Source organism: Streptomyces sp. VTCC 41912, from assembly GCF_045799175.1.
GTDB classification, from domain to species: Bacteria; Actinomycetota; Actinomycetes; order Streptomycetales; family Streptomycetaceae; genus Streptomyces; species Streptomyces albulus_C.
Genome location: NZ_JBJMAB010000027.1, coordinates 63,304 through 86,031, shown reverse-complemented (window position 1 = coordinate 86,031; position 22,728 = coordinate 63,304). Strand labels below are relative to the sequence as shown.

The 22,728-nt window shown below is 72.3% G+C and carries 14 protein-coding genes; 2 read left to right on the top strand and 12 right to left on the bottom strand.

Annotation, left to right across the window (positions count from 1 at the left end):
- Nucleotides 1-61: 61 nt before the first annotated feature.
- Entirely contained in the window at nt 62-1,288 is a 1,227-nt protein-coding gene (locus ACJ6WD_RS29330; protein WP_407616860.1) for a cytochrome P450, read from the top strand.
- An 18-nt stretch (nt 1,289-1,306) separates the two neighbouring features.
- Here the strand turns inward: ACJ6WD_RS29330 and ACJ6WD_RS29325 are convergent, their stop codons facing one another.
- Nucleotides 1,307-2,044 carry an SOS response-associated peptidase gene (locus ACJ6WD_RS29325; protein ID WP_407616859.1) on the bottom strand — a complete coding sequence of 246 codons (738 nt, stop codon included), beginning with the start codon at nt 2,042-2,044 and terminating at the stop codon, nt 1,307-1,309.
- Between the two features lie 81 nt (nt 2,045-2,125).
- Complete coding sequence (locus ACJ6WD_RS29320) at nt 2,126-3,325, bottom strand: hypothetical protein (RefSeq protein WP_331247288.1); 1,200 nt, start codon at nt 3,323-3,325, stop codon at nt 2,126-2,128.
- Nucleotides 3,326-4,016: 691 nt separating this feature from the next.
- On the opposite strand from ACJ6WD_RS29320, the gene ACJ6WD_RS29315 reads away from it, so the two are divergent.
- Nucleotides 4,017-4,547: a GNAT family N-acetyltransferase gene (locus tag ACJ6WD_RS29315; protein WP_407616858.1), complete on the top strand. Its 531-nt coding sequence runs from the start codon at nt 4,017-4,019 to the stop codon at nt 4,545-4,547.
- A gap of 140 nt (nt 4,548-4,687) precedes the next feature.
- On the opposite strand, the gene ACJ6WD_RS29310 is transcribed toward ACJ6WD_RS29315, so the two are convergent.
- From ACJ6WD_RS29310 to ACJ6WD_RS29265, 10 genes are all read right to left on the bottom strand, one after another.
- A complete protein-coding gene (locus ACJ6WD_RS29310; protein ID WP_407616857.1) occupies nt 4,688-6,631 on the bottom strand; it encodes a protein kinase domain-containing protein in 1,944 nt (647 codons plus the stop codon).
- Nucleotides 6,632-6,837: 206 nt separating this feature from the next.
- Nucleotides 6,838-7,965 carry a haloacid dehalogenase-like hydrolase gene (locus tag ACJ6WD_RS29305; RefSeq protein WP_407616856.1) on the bottom strand — a complete coding sequence of 376 codons (1,128 nt, stop codon included), beginning with the start codon at nt 7,963-7,965 and terminating at the stop codon, nt 6,838-6,840.
- Between the two features lie 196 nt (nt 7,966-8,161).
- A complete protein-coding gene (locus ACJ6WD_RS29300; RefSeq protein ID WP_407616855.1) occupies nt 8,162-8,596 on the bottom strand; it encodes a PPOX class F420-dependent oxidoreductase in 435 nt (144 codons plus the stop codon).
- Nucleotides 8,597-8,663: 67 nt separating this feature from the next.
- On the bottom strand, nt 8,664-10,331 hold the full coding sequence (locus ACJ6WD_RS29295; RefSeq protein WP_407616854.1) for a membrane-associated oxidoreductase: 1,668 nt from the start codon (nt 10,329-10,331) through the stop codon (nt 8,664-8,666).
- 111 nt (nt 10,332-10,442) lie between these two features.
- Nucleotides 10,443-11,102 carry a formyltransferase family protein gene (locus ACJ6WD_RS29290; protein WP_233657427.1) on the bottom strand — a complete coding sequence of 220 codons (660 nt, stop codon included), beginning with the start codon at nt 11,100-11,102 and terminating at the stop codon, nt 10,443-10,445.
- A gap of 162 nt (nt 11,103-11,264) precedes the next feature.
- Nucleotides 11,265-11,462: an MbtH family NRPS accessory protein gene (locus ACJ6WD_RS29285; protein ID WP_233657426.1), complete on the bottom strand. Its 198-nt coding sequence runs from the start codon at nt 11,460-11,462 to the stop codon at nt 11,265-11,267.
- Nucleotides 11,462-12,700 (bottom strand): cytochrome P450, encoded by a 1,239-nt coding sequence (locus ACJ6WD_RS29280; protein ID WP_233657425.1) that lies wholly within the window; start codon nt 12,698-12,700, stop codon nt 11,462-11,464. Before ACJ6WD_RS29280 ends, ACJ6WD_RS29285 begins: the two co-directional genes overlap by 1 nt.
- Nucleotides 12,697-14,481 (bottom strand): type I polyketide synthase, encoded by a 1,785-nt coding sequence (locus ACJ6WD_RS29275; protein WP_233657424.1) that lies wholly within the window; start codon nt 14,479-14,481, stop codon nt 12,697-12,699. The genes ACJ6WD_RS29280 and ACJ6WD_RS29275 overlap by 4 nt, the downstream gene beginning before the upstream one ends.
- A 34-nt stretch (nt 14,482-14,515) precedes the next feature.
- Nucleotides 14,516-16,336: an amino acid adenylation domain-containing protein gene (locus tag ACJ6WD_RS29270; RefSeq protein ID WP_233657423.1), complete on the bottom strand. Its 1,821-nt coding sequence runs from the start codon at nt 16,334-16,336 to the stop codon at nt 14,516-14,518.
- Nucleotides 16,333-22,419 carry an acyltransferase domain-containing protein gene (locus ACJ6WD_RS29265; RefSeq protein ID WP_407616853.1) on the bottom strand — a complete coding sequence of 2,029 codons (6,087 nt, stop codon included), beginning with the start codon at nt 22,417-22,419 and terminating at the stop codon, nt 16,333-16,335. Before ACJ6WD_RS29265 ends, ACJ6WD_RS29270 begins: the two co-directional genes overlap by 4 nt.
- Nucleotides 22,420-22,728 lie beyond the last annotated feature (309 nt).

The window sequence follows — 22,728 nt, the reverse complement described above, 5'->3', positions numbered from 1 at the left end:
GCGGCGTGTCAGGCCCGCCGGCCAGAGTGAGGGCCGTAAGCCCGCCACGAAAGGACCTGTGATGCGTCAGTCGGTGCCCGTTCCGCACGGCCTGCCCATGGACCGCGATGCCAACCCCTTCGACCCGCCCCGCGCGATCACCCGGCTGCGCGCGGCCCGCCCGGTCAGCCCGCTGGTCTTCCCCGACGGCCACGAGGGCTGGCTCGTCACCGGCTACGACGCGGTCCGCCAGCTCATGGCCGACACCCGGTTCAGCTCCCGTCTGGACCTCGGGGTGGTCCACGTGCCGTACGAGACCCCCGGCATGCCCGTCCCCACCGAACCGTCCCCGCAGATCCCCGGCGTGTTCATCGCCATGGACCCGCCGGACCACACCCGGCTGCGGCGCAGGCTCACCGGCGCCTTCACCGTCAAGCGCATGAAGCAGCTCGAAGAGCACATCGTCGAGGTCACCGAGCGGCAACTGGACGCGATGGCCCGTCTGGCCCCGCCGGTCGACCTGGTCCGGGAGTTCGCCCTGCCGGTGCCGTCGCTGGTCATCTGCGAGCTGCTCGGTGTCCCCTACGAGGACCGGGACACCTTCCAGAGCAACTCCGCGAAGTTCCTCGTCAAGGAACAGACGCTGGAGGAGAAGATGGCCGCGTACGGGGCGCTGACCACGTACCTGGCCGACCTGGTCACGAGCAAGCGCGCCACCCCCGGCGAGGACATCCTGTCCGACCTGGCCCGCCACGACGACCTGACCGTCGAGGAGCTGACCGGCATCGCCTTCCTGCTGCTGCTCGCGGGCCACGAAACCACCGCCAACATGCTGGCACTGGGCACCTTCGCGCTCCTGGAGCACCCCGACCAGCTGGCGGAACTCCGCGCCGACCCGGACCTGCTGCCCGACGCCGTCGAGGAACTCCTGCGCTACCTGGCCGTCGGCGACGTCTTCTACCGCTACGCGACGGAGGACATCGAACTCGGCGGGGAAACCATCGGCAAGGGATCGACCGTCGTCGTCTCGCTGCTGGCCGCCAACCACGACCCCCGGCGCTTCGAGCACCCCGACACCCTGGACGTCCACCGCAAGGCCCGCGGCCACCTGTCCTTCGGCCACGGCGTCCACCAGTGCCTGGGCCAGCAGTTGGCCCGCGTCGAGATGCGCGCCGGCTTCGCCGGACTGCTGCGCCGCTTCCCGACCCTGGAACTCGCCATCCCCGCCAACGAGGTGAAGCTCCGGACCGACATGAACATCTACGGCGTCCACGAGCTGCCGGTCACCTGGACGGAAACGGCCGGGTGAGCACGTCGGCCGCGCACGTCACCCGGGCGGGTCGAGGAGGTGGGGACCGTTGTTGCGGACGTTGTTGACCGCGGTGCCGACCGCCCGGGCGTCGAGCCGGCCGCCGGCCGGTGTGGTCAGCAGGGCCCGGAGCTCGTCGGTGTCGTGGTGCGCCGGGTCCAGCCACTGGTCGTAGTGGTCCGGGGCGATGGCCAGCGGCATGCGGGGGTGGATGCGGCCGGCGGCGTCGGTGGCCTCGGTGGTGACGAGGGTGCAGGTCGTCCACCACGCCGCGGGATCGTCGTCCGACGCCACGCCCGGGTCGCGCCAGAACTCGTACAGGCCGGCCAGCGCCATCACCTGCCCGTCCTCCGGGCTGATGAAGTACGGCTGCTTGCGGGGCTTCCCCGTCGAGCCCGCGGCGGCCGGGAGGGTCTGCCACTCGTAGAAGCCGTCCGCCGGGAGCAGGCAGCGCCGCTTGGCGAACGCGCGCCGGTAGGCCGGCTTCTCGTGCACCGTCTCCACCCGCGCATTGATCATCTTCGCGCCGACGCCCGGGCTCTTCGCCCACGACGGCACCAGCCCCCACCGCACCGCGCGCAACTGCCGCTCCACGGCCCCGGTGCCGCGGTCCAGGCGTTCCCACACGGTCCACACGTCATCGGTCGGCGCCACGTTCCAACTGGGCGCGACGAGGTCCGCCGGATCCCACTGCGTGACGTGGAAGAGGCCGCTGAGGTCCTGGGGGCTGCGGGTGGCAACGAATCGACCGCACATGCCCACACCTTGCCACGGCCCCGGCCGCCGGCCCGGCAACCGGGACGTCCGCACGGCGCGGTTGCCCGTGCCCCGGGGCCGTCACCGGCGTCCCGTGAACTGCTGTCCCACCCCGAGCCGGCGCAGGTCGGCGAGGACCTGCGGGTCCTGGGCGTCCAGCCAGTCGCAGAGCTGGCGGAAGGAGACCAGGTGGACGTCCTTGTTCCGCTCGTCGGCGATGTGCTTGAGCGCCTCTTCGACGGCGTCCATGTAGATGCCGCCGTTCCACTGCTCGAAGTGGTTGCCGATGAAGAACGGCGCGCGGTTGGTCTCGTAGGCCCGCTGGAATCCGGCGATGTACGCCTCGCTGGCCTGCTTGCGCCAGCCCGGGTAGTTGGCCGGCGGCGCCTTGGTGGAGTTCTTCGACTGGTTGGCGAGGATGTTGTAGTCCATCGAGAGGACCTCGAAGGAGTGACCCGGGAACGGTATCTGTTGCAGCGGGAAGTCCCATATCCCCTGCTTCTTGCGGGGCCACATCTGCAGGCCGCCCGGGGAGCTGGCGTCGTAGCGCCAGCCGCGCTTGCGGGCGGTGGGCAGCAGGTTGTCCTGGCCGAGCAGGCAGGGCGTGCGGCCGCCGACCAGTTCCTTGTCGTAGTCGAAGGGCAGCGCCTCGAGGTCGGTGAAGCCGGTGTTGGTCCGCCAGTTCTTGACGAAGGACACCGCCTGCTCGATCTCGTCGTTCCACTGCGCGGGGGTCCAGTGCGCCACGGAGCCCGAAGCGGTTCCGCAGAAGTGGCCGTTGAAGTGCGTGCCGATCTCGTGGCCCTCCAACCACGCCGCCCGCACGTTCTGCAACGTCGCCCTGATGTGGTCGTCGGTGAGGTAGCCGATGTCGGAGGCGCCGACGCGGTTGTTCGGCGGGCGGTACATGCGCTTCTTCTGCTCGGGCAACAGGTACAGCCCGGACAGGAAGAACGTCATCGAGGCGTTGTGGTCCGCGGCCAGCTTGCGGAACCGCGGGAAGAGCCCGTTGCCGACCTCGCCCGCCCCGTCCCACGAGAAGACGACGAACTGCGGCGGCTTCTGGCCCGGCTCCAACTTCTGCGGCGTCGGCGGCTGGTGGGGCTGCTTCCCGGTGAACGCGGTCGAGCCGTCCCCGATCGGCTTGGCCGGCGTCCCGCCGGGGTTGGCCGCGACGGTGTCGGAACCCGAAGGCCCGAAGGGCGAACAGCCGGCCACGGTGAGTGCGGCCGCCGCTCCCACCCCGAGTCCCAACACGCCCCGGCGGCTCAATGCACGCATGACAATCCCCATCGCATTCGTTCGGAGTTCTGGTCTGTGGGGCACCCAGAACGGAGTGACTGGGACGCCCAGAAGGAGGCGGGGAGGCTGGTGCCGCGCTCGCCGCGTCCCGCCCCCGAGAAGGGCAACTTCTCGGCGGAAGGCCAACGGAGCGGCAAGAGCGGAGCGACGGAAGGCCAAGGGAAGGGCGACGGAGGGCCGGCGCCCCGCGGTCCCGGGCCGTGACCCGGGAGGTGTTCGGCGTCGCCGGCTGCGCCACGCCTCCCCAGCGCGGCGCAGCCGGCCCCCCCAGTCAAGGGCGCCGCACGTCCCGACGGCCCATCGCCGCGTGCCCTTGCGGCACGGCCCGTCAGGGACGCCCGGCGTGCGCGCGGCACGGCGGAGGAACGCTACGGGCGGGCCCCGCCCGTTCCGTGGAGTGTCCCACCTCGTGCATGCGTGCTCCCCCGTCCGACGGGCCGCCGGTGCCCGGAGGCTCCGGCGGCCCTCGACCAACGCCCTTGTACGTCCCCGACTCTGCCGTGGATCACTAGCGCACCGATAACGCCTCGCTAATGACGGAACCTCCCGACGCCAACGGAGACGGGCCCGGACGTTAGGCCCCAGCAGCCCCAGCAGCCCCAGCAGCCCCAATCAAGCCGTCCGGGCCAGCGGCGTCGCCGGCCGATCCCCGTGGCAATAGGGTGCCGCTGTGAACGACACCACGCGTGACCTACGGATCAGACCTGGCGGCCCGGCCGACGCACCGGCCATCCTCGGCATGCTCGATGCCGCGGTGGCCTGGATGAACGCCCGCGGCAACACCGAGCAGTGGGGCACCACCCCCTACTCGCAGAAGCCCGGCGGGGTGGCGCGGGTCGAGCGGTACACGACCGAGAACGCCCCGTACATCGCGGAGTTGGCCGGCACCGCGGTCGGCGCCCTGGTGCTGGACTCCGGCCCCAGCCCCCAGATGCCGATCGCGCCGGCCGGGGAACCCGAGCGGTACGTAAGGCTGTTGGTCTCCGACCGCCGGCACGCCGGCCTGGGCGTCGGGGCGGCACTGTTGGCCCACGCCGTCGAGGAGACCCGGCGGGCCGGCGTGGAACTGCTGCGCGTCGACTGCTGGGCGGGCGGCGGCGGCGAACTGGTCGCGTTCTACGAGCGCAACGGCTTCACCTCGACCGAACCCTTCCGGTCCGGTACGTGGCCCGGGCAGGTGCTGGCCCAACGGGTGGGCTGACTCGGGGTGCGGTGCACCGACCGGAGAGCGTCGCCGCTCGACCGCCGGTCGCCGACGCCCCGCACCTCAGGCCCCGGCGCCCGCCCGTGGCGCCGGCCGGCCGGGGGAGGGCACCCGCGCGGCCGGCCGACCGCCACGGCTCACTGCGCGTCGCCCTGCGCCAGCGCCGCGACCCGCTTCGGGCCCAGCGCCCGGTCGAAGACCTGGACGTTCTTGATGCCGCCGGAGAAGAAGTCGACGGGCCGGCCGCCCAGGGCGGCGCGGCCGATCATGAGCGGGCCGGGCCGGGTGACGGGCCGGGTGTCGGTGGCGGTGCCCTGCTGCGCACCGTTGACGTAGAGGTGCAGCCGGTGGGCGGCGGCGTCGCAGACCCCGACCAGGTGGGTCCAGGTGTTCAGCGCGGGCGGCTGGGCCGCGAGTGCCCGGACGCCCGGCCGGGAGAACGCCCACCGGCGGTCGTCGCCGGAGTACTGGAGGAAGAACGAACTGCTGTCGGTGCCTTGACTGATGACGGTGGCGAAGCCGTTCGAGCTGGTGAGGTAGACCCAGGCGGAGATCGTGAAGCTCTGCCCCGGGCCGGTGTCCAGCACCTGGCCGCGGGTGATGATCTGGCTGCTGACGCCGTTGAAGAGCGCGGCGCCGCTGTTGCCGATGCCCCAGCGGACATCGGCCGCCGTGCCGTCGTGGGCACCGACCGCGTCCGCCGCCAACGTGCCGGCCTGCTCGTCGAGTCGCCAGACCGCGACCGGCCCCGGGCCGCCGGGCCGGGTCGGCTGGGGCGACTGGGGCGATTGGGGTGACGGAGTGGCGTGCTCGTCGAGCGAGAGGGCCACGGGCACGCCCACCGCCACCACGGCCGCCGCGGCGGCCGCCGAGATCAGCAACGTGCGGCGGCTGGGGCCGCGCCGGGCCGCCGTCCCGTCCGGAAGCGGCTGTGCCTGCGAGGGAATCGGCAGGGAACCCGCCACCGGCGTGTCCTGGACGTTCGGCACCGGCGTCTCCGCGACGCTCGGCACCGGGGTCGGCGGCACGCTCGGCACGGGAGCCGGGGCGTTGCCCGGTGCGGGCTGTGCCGGGGGCGCGGGCGCGCTGTGCACCGGAGTCGGCGGGGCGGTCGGCGTCCGGGACGCGGCAGCGGCGGGCACCGTCGGCGCCTCGTCGCCCGGTCGGCGGCCCGGATGGGTCGCCGCGCCCGGCGCACCGGAGTCCAGGGTGCCGCCGATGGTGTGGTGGCTCTCGCCCGAGGGAGCGGCGGCGCCGCCGTCGGAGGCGGCCTCCCCGGCCGCCTCGCCGCACCGGGCGAGGATCTCCCGCGGCGTGGGGCGCTGGGCGGGGTCCTTGGACAGGCAGTCGCTGATCAGTGCGCGCAGGGCGGGGTCGGCGACCGGACTGATGTCGGGGCTGTCGTGGACGACCCGGAAGAGCAGGGACGCCAGATGGCCGTTGCCGAACGGATTGCCGCCGGTGGCCGCGTAGGTCAGCACCGAGCCGAGCGAGAAGACGTCGCTGGCCGGACCGATCTCCTCGCCGTTCACCTGCTCCGGCGACATGAAGCCCGGAGAGCCGAGCGCGAACCCGGTCATGGTGAGGGAACTGCCCTCGACGACCCGGGCGATCCCGAAGTCGATGACCCGCGGCCCGTCCGTGGCGAGCAGCACGTTGGAGGGTTTGAGGTCGCGGTGGACGAGCTGCGCGCCGTGGATCGACACCAGCGCCTCGGCGAGCCCGGCGGCCAGGGCGAACACCCGGGCCGTGGGCATCGGCCCCCAGTCGGTGACCGCGCGCTCCAGCGACGGACCGGAGATGTAACTGGTCACCAGCCAGGGTTCGGGCGCGTCCGGATCGGCGTCGATCACCGGCGCGGTGAACGCCCCGCTGACCGCGCGCGCGGCGTGCACCTCGCGCCGGAAACGGGACCGGAAGTCCGGCTGGTCGACCAGCGCCGCGTGCACCACCTTGACCGCGACCTGGCGGCCACCGGGCGAACGCCCGAGGAAGACCCGCCCCATGCCGCCGGCGCCCAGCCGCCCCAACAACTGGTATCCGCCGATGGAACGCGGGTCGTCCGGATCCAGCGCTGCCACAAACCCCTCCCGCGTCGTCGACCCGGTCATTTTCGGCCGGGCGGCCTCCAGCATAGGGGGCCGTCGTGCGCCGGTCGGCGCGCCCTCCGGGCCGTCGATGCCTGACCGGCGGTCGACTCCGGGACGAACCGGAGCAAGACATGCCTACCCCGGGGGCGCCGGAGGAAGCCGCAGCCCCTCCGGCGCGCGACGTGGCCGGGGCTACCTCAGTCGATCTGCTCGGGCGTCACCGTCAGCCAGTGCTTGTCGGCGGTGACCTGTTGGCCCAATTCCTTCTGGCGTTGGGCGTTGGCGCGCTTCATCGCGTCGAGTTCCTTCATCGAGCTCTCCTTGCGGTTCACCCACACCCGGACGCCACCGTGCTCCACGTCCGTGGAATGGAAGAGCATCGGCCCGTCGCTCTTGGGGGTGTCACCCGCCGCGAGGATCGGTTTGCGCCACTCGTCGATGTAGGTGTTGATCGCCGCCGGCTTGCCCTCGTACCAGGTCAACGGGGCCCACAGGGTCGGCGTCAACTCCCGGTCGGCGAGCTTCTTCGGGTCGAAGCGACCGGCCGCGATCTCCTTGCGGGCACTGGTGACGTCGCCCGTGGTGCGGTCCTTGAGGAGCATGGAGACGCCGATGACGTTCTCCGGCTTCACGTCGTACCCGTACCGGGGGTCGCTCAGCACCATCCGCACCAAGTCCTCGGACGCCGCGCTCACCACGTACACCTCCACGCCGTGCCTGCGCAGTGTGTGGTAGAGCTCCTGCATGCCGCGGGAGAAGCGGGGGGCCTGCACCTGGGTCCTGGTGAGCTTGCCGTCCGCGTAGTACTCGGCGGGGATCGGCTTGCGGTAGGCCAGCAGCTCGTCCACGTACCCCTTGAGCTGCTTGAGGGTGAAGCCCGAGAAGACCTGGGCCGCCCAGGGGTAGCAGACCTGGTCGTCGACCTCGCACAGGCGGTTGTAGTAGCTGTACAGGCTCTCCTTGTGCGTCGCGGTGTCCTTGAAGGGGATGACCTTCAGGGACGGCGCCATGGAGGTGCGGGTCAGGACGCCCTTCCTCTCCAAGAAGGGGAGCAGCGCCTCTTCCAAGTCGTTGCGGTACGTGGTGTTGTCCGCGTCGAAGACCGCGTAGGCGCCCTTGTGCTCGTTCGCTGTGATGACCTCGCCGAGCTTCTCGGCCACCGGCGCGGGCCAGTGTCTCAGTTCCGCCGACGCCACCCGCGACGACGATCCGACGGCCTCGGCCTCGTTGCCGCCCGGCCACAGGGCGCCGCCCGCGAAGACCGCGGCGGCCAGCACCCCCGCGGTGCCGAAGACCGCCAGCTTGCCCCTTGCTCGTACTGCCATGGTTTTTGTTCCTCCGAGGACTGCCCACCGCCCCGACCGGAGCGGCGGGCAATCGTACGGTTCCGCACGGGAGTTGCCCATGAGCGAGGTCACCGCGGGCGACACGTGTGACCAGGCAGAACGGGGGTAGGGGAGCCGGTTCCGGACCGAACGGGCGGCGCAACGTCCGTCGGCTCCCCGGTACTTCGGAGCGGACTCAGGCCCCGGGCGCCCCGTTGGGCAGCGGCTCCACCCCCACCACCCGGCTCACCCGCAGTGGCTCGATCAGGACGACGACGCGCTCCTCACCGGGGATTCCCCACTCGTAGCGGTCGGTGCCGCGGTAGACCCGGGCCAGCGCGTCCATGGTGCGGTCCGCCTCCGGGCCCTCGACGAAACGGACGGCGCGCCCGCGGATCTGCACCCGGTCGTAGGGGTCGTCCGGGTCCGCGTGGGACAGGCACACGCGCGGGTCACGGCGCAGGTTGCGCTCCTTGACCCGGCCGACGGAGGTGTTGAACAGCACCAGGTCCCCGTCGAGGCCGACCCACATGGGGCTCACGTGCGGCGACCCGTCCCGGTTGACCGTGGCGACGTACCAGATGTGCGGCGCTTCGATGCGCCGGCGGATGACGTGCGGGAGCTCGACCATGCCCAAGGGCTGCCCACGGACGGCGGCCCGGACACGCGCCCGAACGGGGGCCGGTCGGTGGCCACGCTCACGGGCGGCTCACGCTGCGGGTGATGCCGGTGACGACGGTGGTGGCCAACACCCACCCCAGCGCGGTCAACAGGTACGACAGCCACTGGTACCAGCCCTGCGGTTGGAACGCCTTCGCCTGGCCGAAGTCGACCACCGGCAGCAGCAGGTCGAGCACGTAGACGAACGGATTGAAGTCGGGCCCCTCCCCGAGCTTCGACGGCCTCGGCGGGTGCAGGCCGAACACGGTGACACCGGTGAGCAGCAGGGCGCACAACCACCCCGTGGCGCGCAGGGGCCGGAAGCCGTAGCCGACGGTGGCGTCCTGCACGTACCCCCAGATCCGGGCGTACCGGGGCCGGGTGGACCGGTGGTGGCGCTGTTTGGCCAGGCGGACGGTGCGGGCGGCCGCCTCGTCACCGAGGCGCAGGTAGGCGGCGGCGAGCTGTTCGTAGGAGTGCGGCACGTATCCGTCGCCGTCGCGCCGGAGCGGAGCCAAGCGGTGGGCGGGGGCGAGGCGGGGGAAGAGTGCCTGGTAGGTGAGCCCGTCCAGCCACACCTGGGCCGGCCAGGTCTCGGGGGCGGCGTGGACCGTGGTGAACACCGCGCCCCGCAAGGAGAGATGGCCCTCGGCCAACTCGGTCCCGTCCAGCCAGAGTTGTGCGGCCGAACACCCGCTGGCCAGGAGGGCCGCGCCGCCGGCGTGCGACAGGCGGGCGTCGGTGAGCGCCAGCGCGCCCGTGATGGTCGCGCCCCTGAGGTTGACCTGCCCCTCGGTGCGCAGGTCGGCCGCGGCCACCTCCGCGCCGACGACGGCCCCGCCGAGTCGCACGGCCGCCTGCCCCCGGTTGGTGACCCGGGCGCCCTCCAGGCTGAGCCGCCCGCCGATCCGGGACCGGGTGAAACGCACCTCGCCCTCGGCGCGTAGGCCGTTGCAGAGCACGTCGAGGCCGACGGCCAGCACGGCCGCCGCCAGGGCCGCACCGCCCGGACGGGCCAGGTGGGCCCCCTCCAGGTTGAGGGTGCCGCCCACCCGCAGGCCGGTCAGCAGCAGCGTGCCGTGCGCGTCGAGGTCCGCGCCGACGACCCCGCCGCCCACGGACGTGTTGGCGGCGCTCAGCGCCACCCCGTCACCGCCGGACAGCCGGGCGCCCTTGACCACCAGGGCGTCGCCGATGCGGGCGCCGTCCAGGCACACGGGTCCCGTCGCCGTCGCCCGATCGAGGTGGAGGCTGCTGGTGACCTCGGCGCCGCCGAGCCGGGTGGCGCCGGTGAGGTGGCAGGCAGTCAACCGCAGCGCCCCCTCCACCCGGACGTCCGCGGCCTCCAGGCCGGGCAGGTGGGACCGGCTCAGATCCACATGGCGCAGACCGGCGCCGAACAGGTCCGGCGCGCGGGCGAAATGACAACCGAGCAGCCGTATCGGGACGTCAACGGTCCCGTGCGCCAGGTCCAACCGTCCTGCGACGTGTGCCCCCATCACCCAGAGGCCGGCGATCGCCCCGTCGGCGGAGGCCCCGCTCAGCAGGAGCGCGCGCAGCACCTCACCGCGCACCGTGCGGTCCGCACCCCAGGCGCTCCCGAACGACGCCACCTCGTCCTCGTGCGCGCGGAAGTCGACCGCGGTGCCGTGGGCGAAGGCCCGCCACACCCGCTGTTCGGCGGCCGTCAGCTCGCCGGTCTCCATCCGCGCACCTTCTTGAAACCCGCGTTCCGGCGTCAACACGCTTATGTAGCAAGGCAGTCGGCGCCCGGGCCGGCTACGGTCCGCCCGGCCCCGGCCCGGTCCACCCCCTCGTCACCGCGCGTGCAGCGCCCACTTGCTGCCGTCGACCTGTGCCGTGCCGGGCAGTGCGATGAGTTCGGGCTTGAACAGTGGTTGGGTGTCCATCGCGGGTTCCCAGGTCGCCAGCTTCTCGTCCTGCGGGACCTCGACGTGCCGGCCTTCGGCGAGGTCGGCGACCACCTGCATCAGCAACCGCACGCCGAGCGGGGCCAGGTGCTCGCGCCACAGGCTCTGGGGGGTCGAGCCCGGGGGCACGAACAGGTGCTCCTGCGCGGCGATCGGGCCGCCGTCGGTGCGTTCGGTGAGGTGGTAGACGCTCCCGCCGGTGACCTTGTCGCCGTCGCGGATCGTCCAGCGGATCGCGTCCCGGCCGCGGTGCAGCGGCAGCAGGCTGGGGTGGTAGCCGATGGTCGCGATGGTGGCACGGGCCCGTGTCTGGCGGCCGATGAAGGCGTGCGAGTGCGCGGCGATGATGACGTCCACCCCGTCCGGGATGTGCATCGCCCGCAGCTCGGCCGAATCGGTCCACGGGATGCTCCGGGGGTACGCCCAGGAGCGCAGCCGGTCCCAGGACAGGGCGTTGCCCTCGTCGGAGTGCCCCTTGCGCAGCCGGGGGGCGGCCACGCCCGCGATCTTGTGCCCTTCGTCCCACAGGGCATCCGCGACCTGCACCGCGAATGCTCCTTGCCCTGACATGTAGATGTTCACTCGCGCTCCAGGCGGTCGCCGTTCGGGTGTCTGTTCAGTGCGCGTGCACCGCTGTCGTTGCTGCGGAGCAGCACCGCGCCCGCACCGTGAGGGCGAGCGCGGTGCCTGCGCCCCGTTCCACGGTGGTCAGGCCGTCGGCGTGCCCGCCGTCGCCCCGGCGTTCTGCTCGACGAAGTCGAGGGCGCCGTCGCGGCGCGGGCCGGAGTAGACGATCCGCCAGCCCTTCGGCACCGGTAGCTGCGGGCGCCACAGGGCGTGCCGTCCGTCGGCGTCCGAGACGACCAGCCAGTCACCCTCGCCGTCGTCGAAGGGGTTGCCGCTCATCAGTCGACCTCTTTCATTCCGGAGTGGTCGGGTCGCCACCGCACCGGCAGCGACGAGAACCCGGTCAGGAAGTTGGACCGGATCCGCAGCGCCTCACCGGTCGTCTCGAACCCGGTCGTGAAGTCCCGCAACGCCATGAGCAGTTCGGCGATCTCCACCTTGGCCAGGTACGACCCGATGCAGAAGTGGGGACCGTAGCCGAAGGCCAGGTGCTTGTTGGGGGTGCGGCCGAGGTCGAACGCCCCGGGCCGGTCGAAGATCCGCTCGTCCCGGTTGCCGGAGGCGTGCCAGAGCGTGACGATCTCGCCCGGGCGCAGCTGCACGCCGTGCAGTTCGGTCTCGCCGACCACGCTGCGCCCGAAGTGCATGGTGGGCGACGCCCAGCGCAGCACCTCGTCGACCGCGGTGTCGATCGCGACCTCACCGTGTTTGAGCCGCCGCCACTGCTCGGGCTGGGCCGCCAGGGTGTGGACGCCGTCGATCATCGTCAGCCGGCTGGTCTCGTCGCCGCCGATGATCAGGCTGTAGCAGTTGAGCACGATGTCCTCGTCGGACAGCGGCACGCCGTCGATGGAGCTGGCGACCAGCATGCTGATCACGTCGTCGCCGGGCGACTCCCGCCGCTCCTCGACCATGTCCATGAAGTACATCAGGATCTCGTTGCGGGCCATCTCGGAGTCGACCTCGTCGACGTCCTCGGCGTCGGTCGACAGCGCGGCCTTGGTCTGGGCGAGCAGGTGGTCCCGGTCCTGCTCGGGCACGCCGAGCAGGTTCGAGATGGTGGTCATCGGGATCCGGCTGGCGATCTGCTCGGCGAAGTCGCAGCCGCCGGCCTCCACCGCCTCGCGGATCAGCTGCCGGGTGTTGACCCGCACCGCGGCGGCGACCTCGCTGAGCACCCTCGGCGAGAGCACCCGTTGGAGGATCTTGCGCAACTCGTGGTGCCGGTGCCCGTCGGTGACGGCCAGCATCCGACCGGCACCGGCGTCCCCGCCGCCCAGCAGCGTGACGAGCACGTTGCCGCGCTCCGACGTGAAGTGCACGTCGTCGCGGTAGGCGGCCATGATGTCGTCATAGCGGGAGAGCACCCAGAAGCCGCGGCGGCCGTCGACCGGCGGGTTCCAGTAGACCGGGTAGGTGTCGCGCAGGGTGCGCCAGAACGCGTCGAGGTCGTGGTCCGCGAACGTGGCGGGGTCGCCCAGGTCCACGACGTCCAGTGCTGGTGTGGTCACGGTCACCAGTCCGTACGCCAGAGCCGACGCGGCCGGAACGGGTAGGTGGGCAGCGAGACCCGGTGACTGGCCTCCCCCTGGTGCAGGGAGTCGAAGTCGACCCGCTGACCGCTCACCCAGGCGGCGCCGAGGTCGAACAGTGCCTGTCCGTCCTGCCCGGACGGCACGATCCCGTCGTCGTTGCGGGGCAGGGACGCCACGTCCACCTGCGGCGCGGCGCTGGTCGCGACGGTCCGGCCGCGGGGGGAGTCGGCGGACAGCGCCTCGATCAGTTCCGCACGGTTGCGGACCACGGCCGCCCAGCGGCGGGCCAGTACCTTGCGGCCCACGTTGAGGCTGAAGCAGACGTCGTCCAGGCGGAGTTCGGGACGGGCCTCCAGCCAGTCCCGCAGTCGCTCCCGCTGCTGCGCCAGTGCCTCGTCGTCCAGGGCGGACAGGGTGGCCAGGCGCGGCCGGTCGGCGACCTCGGGGGCCCGCTCGGCGCGCGTCGGCGGCTCCTCCAGCACCAGGTGCGCGTTGTAGCCACCGCCGCCGATCGCGGTGATGCCCGCGCGGCGGATGCCGGCCGCCGGCTCCCAGTCGGCCAGTTCCCGCTGCGGTACGAACGGGGTGCTGGGGAAGTCGATGTCCTCGTTGACCTCCGTCAGGTTGATCGTCGGCACCAACTTCCGGTGGTACAGGCCCATCGCGGCCTTCAGGGCACCGAAGCCGCCCGCCACCACACCGCCGTGGCCGACGTTGCCCTTGACCCCGCCGATCGAGCAGGTGCCGGTCTGCTTGCCGAACGCCATGTTCGCCGCGTGCACTTCGAGCTCGTCGGTCATCGGCAGTCCGAGACCGTTCGCCTCGTACAGGGAGACGGTGTCCGGGCTGACGCCACCGACCTGCATGGCGTTGGCGATGCAGGCGCTCAGCCGCTCGGGCTGCGCCAGTCCGTAGGCCACCGCGCTGACGCCGTTGTTGTTGATGGCCGAACCCTTGACCACGGCGTAGATGTGGTCGCGGGCGGCGACGGCCTCGGCCAGTGGCTTGAGCAGCAGCGTGACGACACCGCTGGACAGTGCGGAGCCGGTGCCGGCCGCGTCGAACGGGCGGCAGTGGCCGTCCTTCGACAGGATGCGGCCCTCCTCCCACAGGTGACCGCGCGGGTGCGGCAGGCGGACCATCGCGCCGCCGGCGATCGCCATGTCGGTCTGGCCGAGCAGCAGTGACTGGCAGGCCAGGTGCACCGCGTAGTGGAATCCGGCGCAGGCGGTGGTGACGGTGACGGCCTCACCGGTCAGTCCCATGTAGTACAGCGCGTTGGACGTCATGGTGTCGGGCGACCAGGCCAGGCCGTGCTCGATCGCCTCGGGGCCGACCGACACCCGGTCCGGCGGGGAGCTGTAGAGCGCGGCGGTCTGCGGGTTGTTGGCCCCGTAGATGCCCACCTCGCCGGTGACCCGGTCCGGGTCGTAGCCGCCGTCCTCCAGCGCCTCCCAGGCGCTCTCCACGAACAGCCGGTTCTCCGGGGTCATCGCGGCCGCCATCCGGTCGCTGATCCCGAACACCGACGGGTCGAACGCGTCGTACCCTTCGAGGACGCCGCAGGCCCGCACGTAGGACGGGTTGTTGATCAAGGTTTCGTCGACCCTGATCTCGTCCTTGGACAGGAACGTCACGGACTCCCTGCCGTGCACGAGGTTGTCCCAGAACTGCTCCTTGGTGCGGGCGCCGGGCGCCTTGGCCGAGATGCCGATGACGGCCACGTCGCCCGGGTCGTAGTCCTGCTCTGGACTGTCGGACATGAAAGGCTCCTGATCAAGTCGGTTGATGTGGGGCTCAGTTGCCGGTGGAGGCGGCGCGGCCGCGCAGCGCGGCGCGGCGGACGGAGGCCCGGCGGCGGGCCGACTGGACCGCCTCGGGGGTGGCGCCGCTCTCGTCGTCGAGCCAGCGGCCGAGGGAGTGGATGTCACGGAAGCGGAAGAGGTCGGGCACGCGCACCCGGCGGTCGAAGCGCCGGGTCATCAGCCGGGCCAACCGGACCAGCAGCAGCGAGTCGCCGCCGAGGTCGTAGAAGGCGGCCCGGACGTCGATGCCCGCCGGTTCGAGGTCGAGCAACTGGCCCCAGATCTCCGACAGCGCCACCTCGGTCGGCGTGCCGGCGGCCGTCACGGGCGCCCCGGTGTCGACGGCCGGCGGCTCCGGCAGCGCGGCGCGGTCCAGCTTCCCGCCCGGCGTCAGCGGCAGGGCGGTCAGGAACACCAGCGTGTCGGGCACCATGTACTCGGGCAGTTCGACGGCGAGCTTGCCGGTGACGGTGCTCTGGAGCGCGGCGTCCAGCCAGACGCCCTCGCGGGGGTCGCTCTCCGGCACGACGTAGCCGACGAGCCTGCGGCCCCGTACGACGGCGGCGGCTTCCCGGACCTCGGGGCGGGCGGTCAGCCGGGCCTCGACCTCCTCCAGCTCGATGCGGTGGCCGCGCACCTTGACCTGGTTGTCGGTCCGGCCGACGAACTCCAGCTCGCCGTCGTCGGTGAACTTCACGACGTCGCCGGTGCGGTACATGCGCTCGCCGTCCAGGAACGGGTCCGGCACGAACCGTTCGGCGGTGGTCCGCGGCCGGTTCACGTAGCCGTGCGCGAGGCCCGCGCCGCCGAGGTACAGCTCGCCGGGCACGCCGGCCGGCAGCGGCGCGAGCGCCTCGTCGAGCACGTAGACGCGGGCACTGGCCGACGGCGAGCCGATCGTGGGCTCGCCGGTCCCGTCCCTCGGCACCGGACCGAACGTGCAGAAGACGGTCCCCTCGGTGGGCCCGTAGGCGTTGAAGACCCGGTCGGCGCCGGTCTCCTGGTACACCCGGTCCACCAGCTTGCGTCGCAGGGGCTCGCCGCCGAACACGACGGTGCGCAGGTTCGGCGGCAGGCCGCCCGCGTCGAGCAGGGAGTTCATCACCGACGGGATGGCGTGCAGGTGGGTGATCCTGTCGACGTGCGGGCTCTCGGGCAGGTGGACGGCGCTCTCCACCAGCACCACGGCGCCGCCCCGGCACAGCGCGGGGAAGATCTCCATCACGGACATGTCGAAGCAGATCGAACTGGCCGCGGAGACGCCGCTCAGGTCGCACTCGGCGAGCGTCCGGTCCATCTCGGACAGCATGGCGACGCAGCCGCCGTGCGGGACGGCCACGCCCTTGGGCCGGCCGGTGGAGCCCGAGGTGTAGATCACGTACGCGGTGTCGGCGGGCACGACCGGTACCGGCTTCTCGCCGGGCTCGGTCGTCACCGTGCCGGCCAGCACGACCACGGTCGGGCCGGTCGGGCAGTTGGCGCGGGACTCCGGAGTGGTCAGCAGCAGGCGGGTGCCGCTGTCCCGCACCATGAAGGTCAACCGCTCGGTCGGGTACCTCGGGTCCAGCGGCACGTAGCAGGCACCGGCGCGCAGGACGGCCAGGATGCCGACCAGCAGGTCGGGCGTGCGCTCGATGCAGAGGCCGACCGGGACGCCGGGGCCGGCGCCCTCGGCGACGAGCCGTTCGGCCAGTGCGCGGGCCCGTTCGGCGAGGTCCTGGTAGGTCAGGACGCCGGCGTCGGAGTAGACCGCCGTGGCGTCGGGGTTCTTGTCGGCTTGCGCGACGAACTCGGTGTACAGGGTCTGGGTCACTGGTCCGTCTCCTCGGAACGGCCGCCCGACGCGATGTCGTCGAGTGCCAGGTCGGGGTGGGCGATCGAGTCGAAGAGCACCGTGCGGTAGAGCGCGAGCAGCTCCGTCACGGTCTGCTCCTCCAGGTAGCTCGGTTTGTACTGGACGTGGCCGACCACTTCGCCGGAGACCTCGGCCATGGAGATCTCCAGGTCGAACTTGGCGAGGTGCCGGCGGACGGGCAGCGGTTCGAGTGGCAGCGCGCCGTCGGGGGCGAGGGTGTCGCCGATGCCGTGGAAGAGCCTGACGGAGCGCGGGAAGGCGTCCGAGGACAGCCAGTTCAGCACCACGTCGAACCACGGGGAGCGGCCCTCGCCGCGCGGCGGCTTCAGGGCGGACGCCAACAGGTCCAGGGGGTAGTTCATGTGCTCCAGCAGCCCGAGCGAGAACGCGTGCACCTCCTGGAGCAGCTCCCGGAAACTGCGGTTCCCGGACGGCTTCGCCCGCACCAGCACCGTGTTGAGGTAGTAGCCGATGGCGGACTCCCAGCCGGGCTCGGCGCGTTGCGCGATGGCGGTGGCCAGGACGGAGTCCTCGACGCCGGCCGCGCGGTTGAGCGTGGCGAAGAAGCCGGCCAGCGCGACGGTGCTGAGCGACACGCCCTCGCGCACCGCGAACGCGCGGAGCCGGTGGCTCTCCTCGGTGCTCCAGCGGAACGCGAGGTCGCGGCCCTCGTAGGTGACGCCGGGCGGGCGCTCCTTCGTGGACAGGTCGAGGTGGGCGGGCGGGTCGGCCAGCCGCTCCGACCACCAGTCCAGTGCCGCGGCGGCGGCCGGACCGGCCAGCCACTGCCGCTCCCAGGCGACGAACTCCGTGTAGGGGGCGACCGGCTCGCTGGCGGCGGGGTCCGCCCCCTCGTAGAACTCCTGGAGTTCGCGGATCATCACGTCGGCCGACGCCGCGTCCGAGGCGATGTGGTGCACGAGCACCAGCAGGTAGTGGTCCGCCGGCCCGCGCGCCATCAGCACCACGCGCACCAGCGGCCCGTTGTCCACGTCCAGCGGCACGTGCCCCTGGGCGGCGAGTTCCTCGCGGGCCTCCTCGTCGTCGAGGTGCGTGCTGTCCACGACGAGGAACTCGTACACCGGCTCGTCGAGGATGACCTGGTACGGGCTGCCGCCCGCCTCGACGAAGATCGTGCGCAGCGCGGGGTGCCGCTCCATTACGGCCCGCAGGGCGCGTTCCAGCCGTTCTTCGTCGACCGCGGTGCGGATCCGGGCGGCCACCATGAAGTTGTAGGGCACGGCGTCCGGCGCGATCTGCTGCATGAACCACAACGAGCCCTGGCCGTGTGACGCCGGCGCCAGTTCGAGGCCGAGACCGTCGGCGCGCAGCTGGTCGAGGGCGGGTGCGTCGGTGGGGTCCAGCAGCCCGCGGGCGGCCAGTTCGTCCAGCAGCTCCTCGGCGTCCACCTCGGACAAGTCGTCGAGGACGGGCCGGACCGGCGCGGCCGCGGGCGCCGGGGCCCGCTCGGCCACCGATGCCGACGGGGTGTCCGGCGTCCGTGCCGGGGCGGCCTGTGCGGGCGGCGCCGGCGAGGGTGCGGGTGCGGCGGCCGCGGACGGCTGGCCGATGACCTCCCCGAGGTGGTCGAGGAGTTCGGGGACGCTGCGACCGTCGAGGAACACCACCGGCGACACCCGCTGCCCGAACAGCGACTGCAGCCGGTTGACCAGGCGGATCGCCAGCATCGAGTCGAGGCCGAAGTCCCGCAGGCTCGCGCCCTCGTGGAACTTCTCCGCCGGGACGCCCAGCACGTCGGCGATCTCACCGAGGACCACCTCGCCCACCGGCCGGTTCGTCGCGGCCGGCACCACGGGCGCGGCGGTGGCCACGGGCTCGGCCGCGGCCACGGGCTGCGGCACGGGCTGGGCCACGCCCGCGGCCACCGGTGCCGGCGCGCCGTCGACGCGGGGCGCGGCATCCAGCCAGTAGCTGTCCTTCTGCCACTGCACGAGCGGGGTCCCGACGACCTCGACGTCGTCGGCGAACAACGCGTCGAAGGCCAACGGGACACCCCTGACGTACAGCGAGGCGGCGGCCCCCAGCAGGCAGCGGACGTCGCTCTCGTCGCGTCGCAGGGAGTTGATCGCGTGCACCCGGGCACCGCGGGTCACCGCGATCTCCTCGACGGCGCCGCGCAACGTCTCGTGCGGGCCGATCTCGATGAAGGTGCCCACGCCGTCGTCGACCAGCGCGCCGATCGTCTCGGCGAACCGGACCTGGTTGCGCAGGTTGTGCACCCAGTAGTCGACGTCGGCGACCGGGTTCACGGTGTCCGCCAGCGCCGTGGAGTGGAAGTCGAGGGCGCCGGTCAACGGGCTGATGCCGGCGAGGAGTTCGCGCAGCGGCGGGATCAGCGGGTCCATGCCGGGGCTGTGCACCGGCCGTTCGACCCGGATGTTCCTGGTCGAGACGCCGTCCCGTCGGAGGTCGGCCTCCAGCGCGCGGACGGCCTCGGGCGAACCGGAGACCGCGGCACTGGTGGGGCTGTTGACCACGGCGATGGCCGCGTGTTCGGCGTACGGGGCGAGCCGCGGCAGGAGTTCCTGCTCCGGCAGGTCGACCGAGATCATGGCCCCGGGCGCCGCCTTCCGTTCGAGCAGGTGCGAGCGGGCCACCACGACGCGGGCGGCGTCCTCCAGCGACAGCAGGCCGGCGACGCACGCGGCCGCGACCTCGCCCAGACTGTGCCCGACGACGGCGGCCGGCTGGATGCCGAGATCGAGCCAGGCATGAGCCAACGAGACCTGGAGGGCGAACAGGACGGGCTGCTGGAAGTCCATCTCCTCGAACCTGGCCCGGTCGGCCGGGGCGTCGAGCTGGTCGAGCACCGAGCAGCCGCCGGCCGCGCGCACGGCGGCGTCGCAGCGCTGCATCCACCGGCGGAAGCCGGCGTGCGTGCGCAGCAGTTCCCGACCCATGCCGACCCATTGGGTGCCGCCGCCGGAGAACACCAGCGCCACGCGCCGGTCGCCGTTGCCGACGACCGTGCCCGTGACGACGTCGGGGTGGGGCTGGCCGGCGGCGACCCGGGCGAGTCCGTCCAGGACGTCCTGGCGGTTGCGGGCGAACAGCGCGATCCGGTGGTTCTGGTGGCTGCGCCGGGTCGCCAGGGTGTAGGCGAGGTCGGAGACCCGCAGGCCCGCGTCGCGTTCCACGTGGTTGGACAGCTCGCGGCAGGTGTCCGCCAGCGCCCCGGCCGAGTGCGCCGCGACCGGCACGAGGTGCACCTGCTCGTCGGCGGCGGGGCCGCTCGGGCCCGGCGTGACGTGGCGCCCCCGGTCACCGGCGAGGAACGGGCTCGCCGTGACGGGGTGGCCGGCGGCGTACAGGGCGCCGAGCGAGCCGAGCAGGGTCGCGGCCTCGTCGTTGCCGCGCCGCAGCGAGGGCAGGGTGGTCGCCGGGAGCATCTCCGCCACGGACTTGAGCAGGACGGGATGGGGACTGATCTCGACCACCGCGTCGACGTCGTGCTCGCGCAGCTTCGTCAGGGCCTCGACGACCTGGATCTCCCAGCGCAGGTTGTTCGCCCAGTAGTCCGGGCCGAGTTCCGTCCCGTCGACGAGTTCGCCGGTGACCGTCGAGATCATCGGGATGCGTGTGGTCCGGGGTCGGAGGTCGGCGAGTTCGGTCTTCAGCGGGGCGAGGACGTGGTCGACCAGCGGCGAGTGCGGTGCGTGGCCCATCCGCACGCGGTGGGTCGTGACGCCCTCTTCGGTCAGCCGCGCGACCAGTCCGTCGATCTCCTGGGGTGTGCCGGTGACCAGCGTGGAGTTCGGACCGTTGTGGCCGGACACGGTGAGCTGGCCGGTCAGGTACTGCTTGACGACGTCCGCACCGGTCGTGACGACGATGCCCTCGCCGCGTCCGACGGCCAACTGCTGGAGGAGCCGACCGTGACTGGCGGCCAGGCGGGAGGCGTCCTCGAAGTCGAGTGCCCCGGCGACGTGGGCGGCGGCGAACTCCCCGACGCTCTGCCCCACCACGACGTCCGGCTCCACCCCCAGCGACTTCCAGGCATCGGCCAGCGCGACCTGGAGCGAGAACAGCAGTGGCTGGAAGACGTCCATGTCGTCGAGGCGGCCGTCCGGAGCCAGCAACTGGTCGACGAGCGAGAAGCCCAGCAGCTCCCGCATCCGCTTGTCGGAGCGCATCATGGACCGCCGGAACACCGGCATCCCGGCGAGCAGTTGCCTGCCCATCCCCACCCACTGCGAACCGTTGCCCGAGAACAGGAACGCCACCCGCGGCGGGCGTGCGGTCCGCTCCCCGACGCTCAGCCCGGCAGCCGTCGTGCCGGTGGCGAAGGCGTCCAACTGCGTGCGCAGCTCGCTCATGTCGCGGGCGGCGGCAGCGAGCCGGAACCTGCCGTCGCCGGGCGGCCGCCGGCAGACCGCCCGCAGGTCGCTCTCGTCGCGCAGGCTCCGGGCCCGCTCGGCCAGGGCTTGTGGGGAGTCCTCGGCCAGCAGCAGGAGTGAGCCCTCGGGGCGCGGCAGTTCCTCGACGACGACGTGACAGATCGCGCCGCCGAAGCCGAACGAGCTGACGCCCCCGCGCCGCGCGTCGGACCGGCGCGGCCACTCCGTCAGCCGGTCCTGCACCGCGAGGCCGTACTCGTCGAACAGGATCTGCGGGTTGGGGTTGGTGTAGTGCAGGCTCGGCGGCAGCACGCCGTTGCGGATCGACAGGGCGAGTTTGACCAGGCCGACGATGCCGGCCGCCGCTTCCAGGTGCCCGACGTTGGACTTGACGGACCCCAGTCGCAGCGCTGCCTGGCGGTCGCCGCCCAGGACCGCGCCGATGGCATTGGCCTCGATCGGGTCGCCGAGGGGCGTCGCGGAGCCGTGGCACTCGATGTAGTCCACCTGGGACGGCGCGATGCCGGCCCGTCGGTAGGCGGTGCGGAGCATCAGCTCCTGTGCCTGGGGGTTGGGCGCGGTCATGCCGTTGCTCAGACCGTCGTTGTTGGACGAACTGCCCTTGATCACGCAGTACACCGGCAGTTCGCGTTCGAGCGCCACGCTCAGCGGGGCGAGCACGACGACGCCGGCGCCCTCCCCGCGGACGTAGCCGTTGGCCCGGGCGTCGAACGACTTGCAGCGGCCGTCCGGGGCGAGCGCGCCCATCTGGTCCATGGCGGTGTAGTAGTCGGAGACGAAGCTCAGGTTCACGCCACCGGCCAGCACCAGTTCGCTCTCGCCCATCCAGATGGACTGGCACCCCACGTGCACCGAGACCAGCGATCCGGCGCAGGCGGCGTCGATGGCCATGCTCGGGCCTTGCAGGCCGAGGATGTAGGAGACGCGGTTGGCGATGATGCCGTCGTGCATGCCGGTCGCGGTGTGCGGGGTGATCTGGCTGTCGGGACCGCGGTAGTGCGCCAGCGCGGCGTAGTCGCCCCAACAGGAGGCCATGAACACGCCGGTGTCGCTGCCGACGAGGCTGAGGGGCGGGACGCCCGCGTCCTCCAGCGCCTCCCAGGCCAACTCCAGCACCAGGCGCTGCTGCGGGTCCATCTGGACGGCTTCCCGGGGCGAGATGCCGAAGAACAGCGGGTCGAACCGGTCGACGTCGTCGATGAACCCGCCCCACCGCACCGTGTCGCGCAGCAGCTCGCGCCGCGCGGCCGGCACCGGGCCGACGGCGTCGCGCCCCTCGGCCAGCAACTGCCAGAACGCGGACGGGTCCGGCCCGCCCGGGAACCGGCAGCCGATGCCGACGATCGCGATGGGTTCGTGCGACGGCCCACGGCGCTCGGTGGTGGGAGCGGCGGTCTCCGCGGCGCGCGGACCCTCGACGAGCGCACGGGACAGTTCGTCGATCGTCGGGTACTGCCACATCCACGTGACCGGAACTTTCCAGCCAAGGAATTCGGACAACGAGGCGGCGAGAGTCGCCGCTTTCACCGATTCCAGGCCGTACTTGTGCAGCGGCGCCCAACGATCCACCGCGTCCTTTGACACGTCCAGCAGTTCAACGACACGAGAAAGCAGAAAATCTGTTACGGCGCGCACGGTGCGCGCTCCGCGCTCATGGGGCATTTCGCCTCCTCGGCAGGGCGGATGGCAGGGGCTGGTAGGGAGTTCCGGTGGTGGACGGCAGGCTCGAAAACTCCGTCAACCGCGGCAGGGCAGCGCGATGGAGCCGGGTCGGTGCGCTGCACTTTCGGCCGTGCTGGTCCACACGGTCCGGTTCGGTGGGTCTCGGAAAGGTCAGCCGGTGCCCGGAGAGCTGGTCATGGAATGTTTTTCGGCAGGGGGAGTTGCGTCACCGCTTCGCGTTCCGCACACGCAGCGGAAAAAGTGGGCATGCGGTGGGTAAAGGTTTTTCCACTGGGCGGCTCTGGGTGG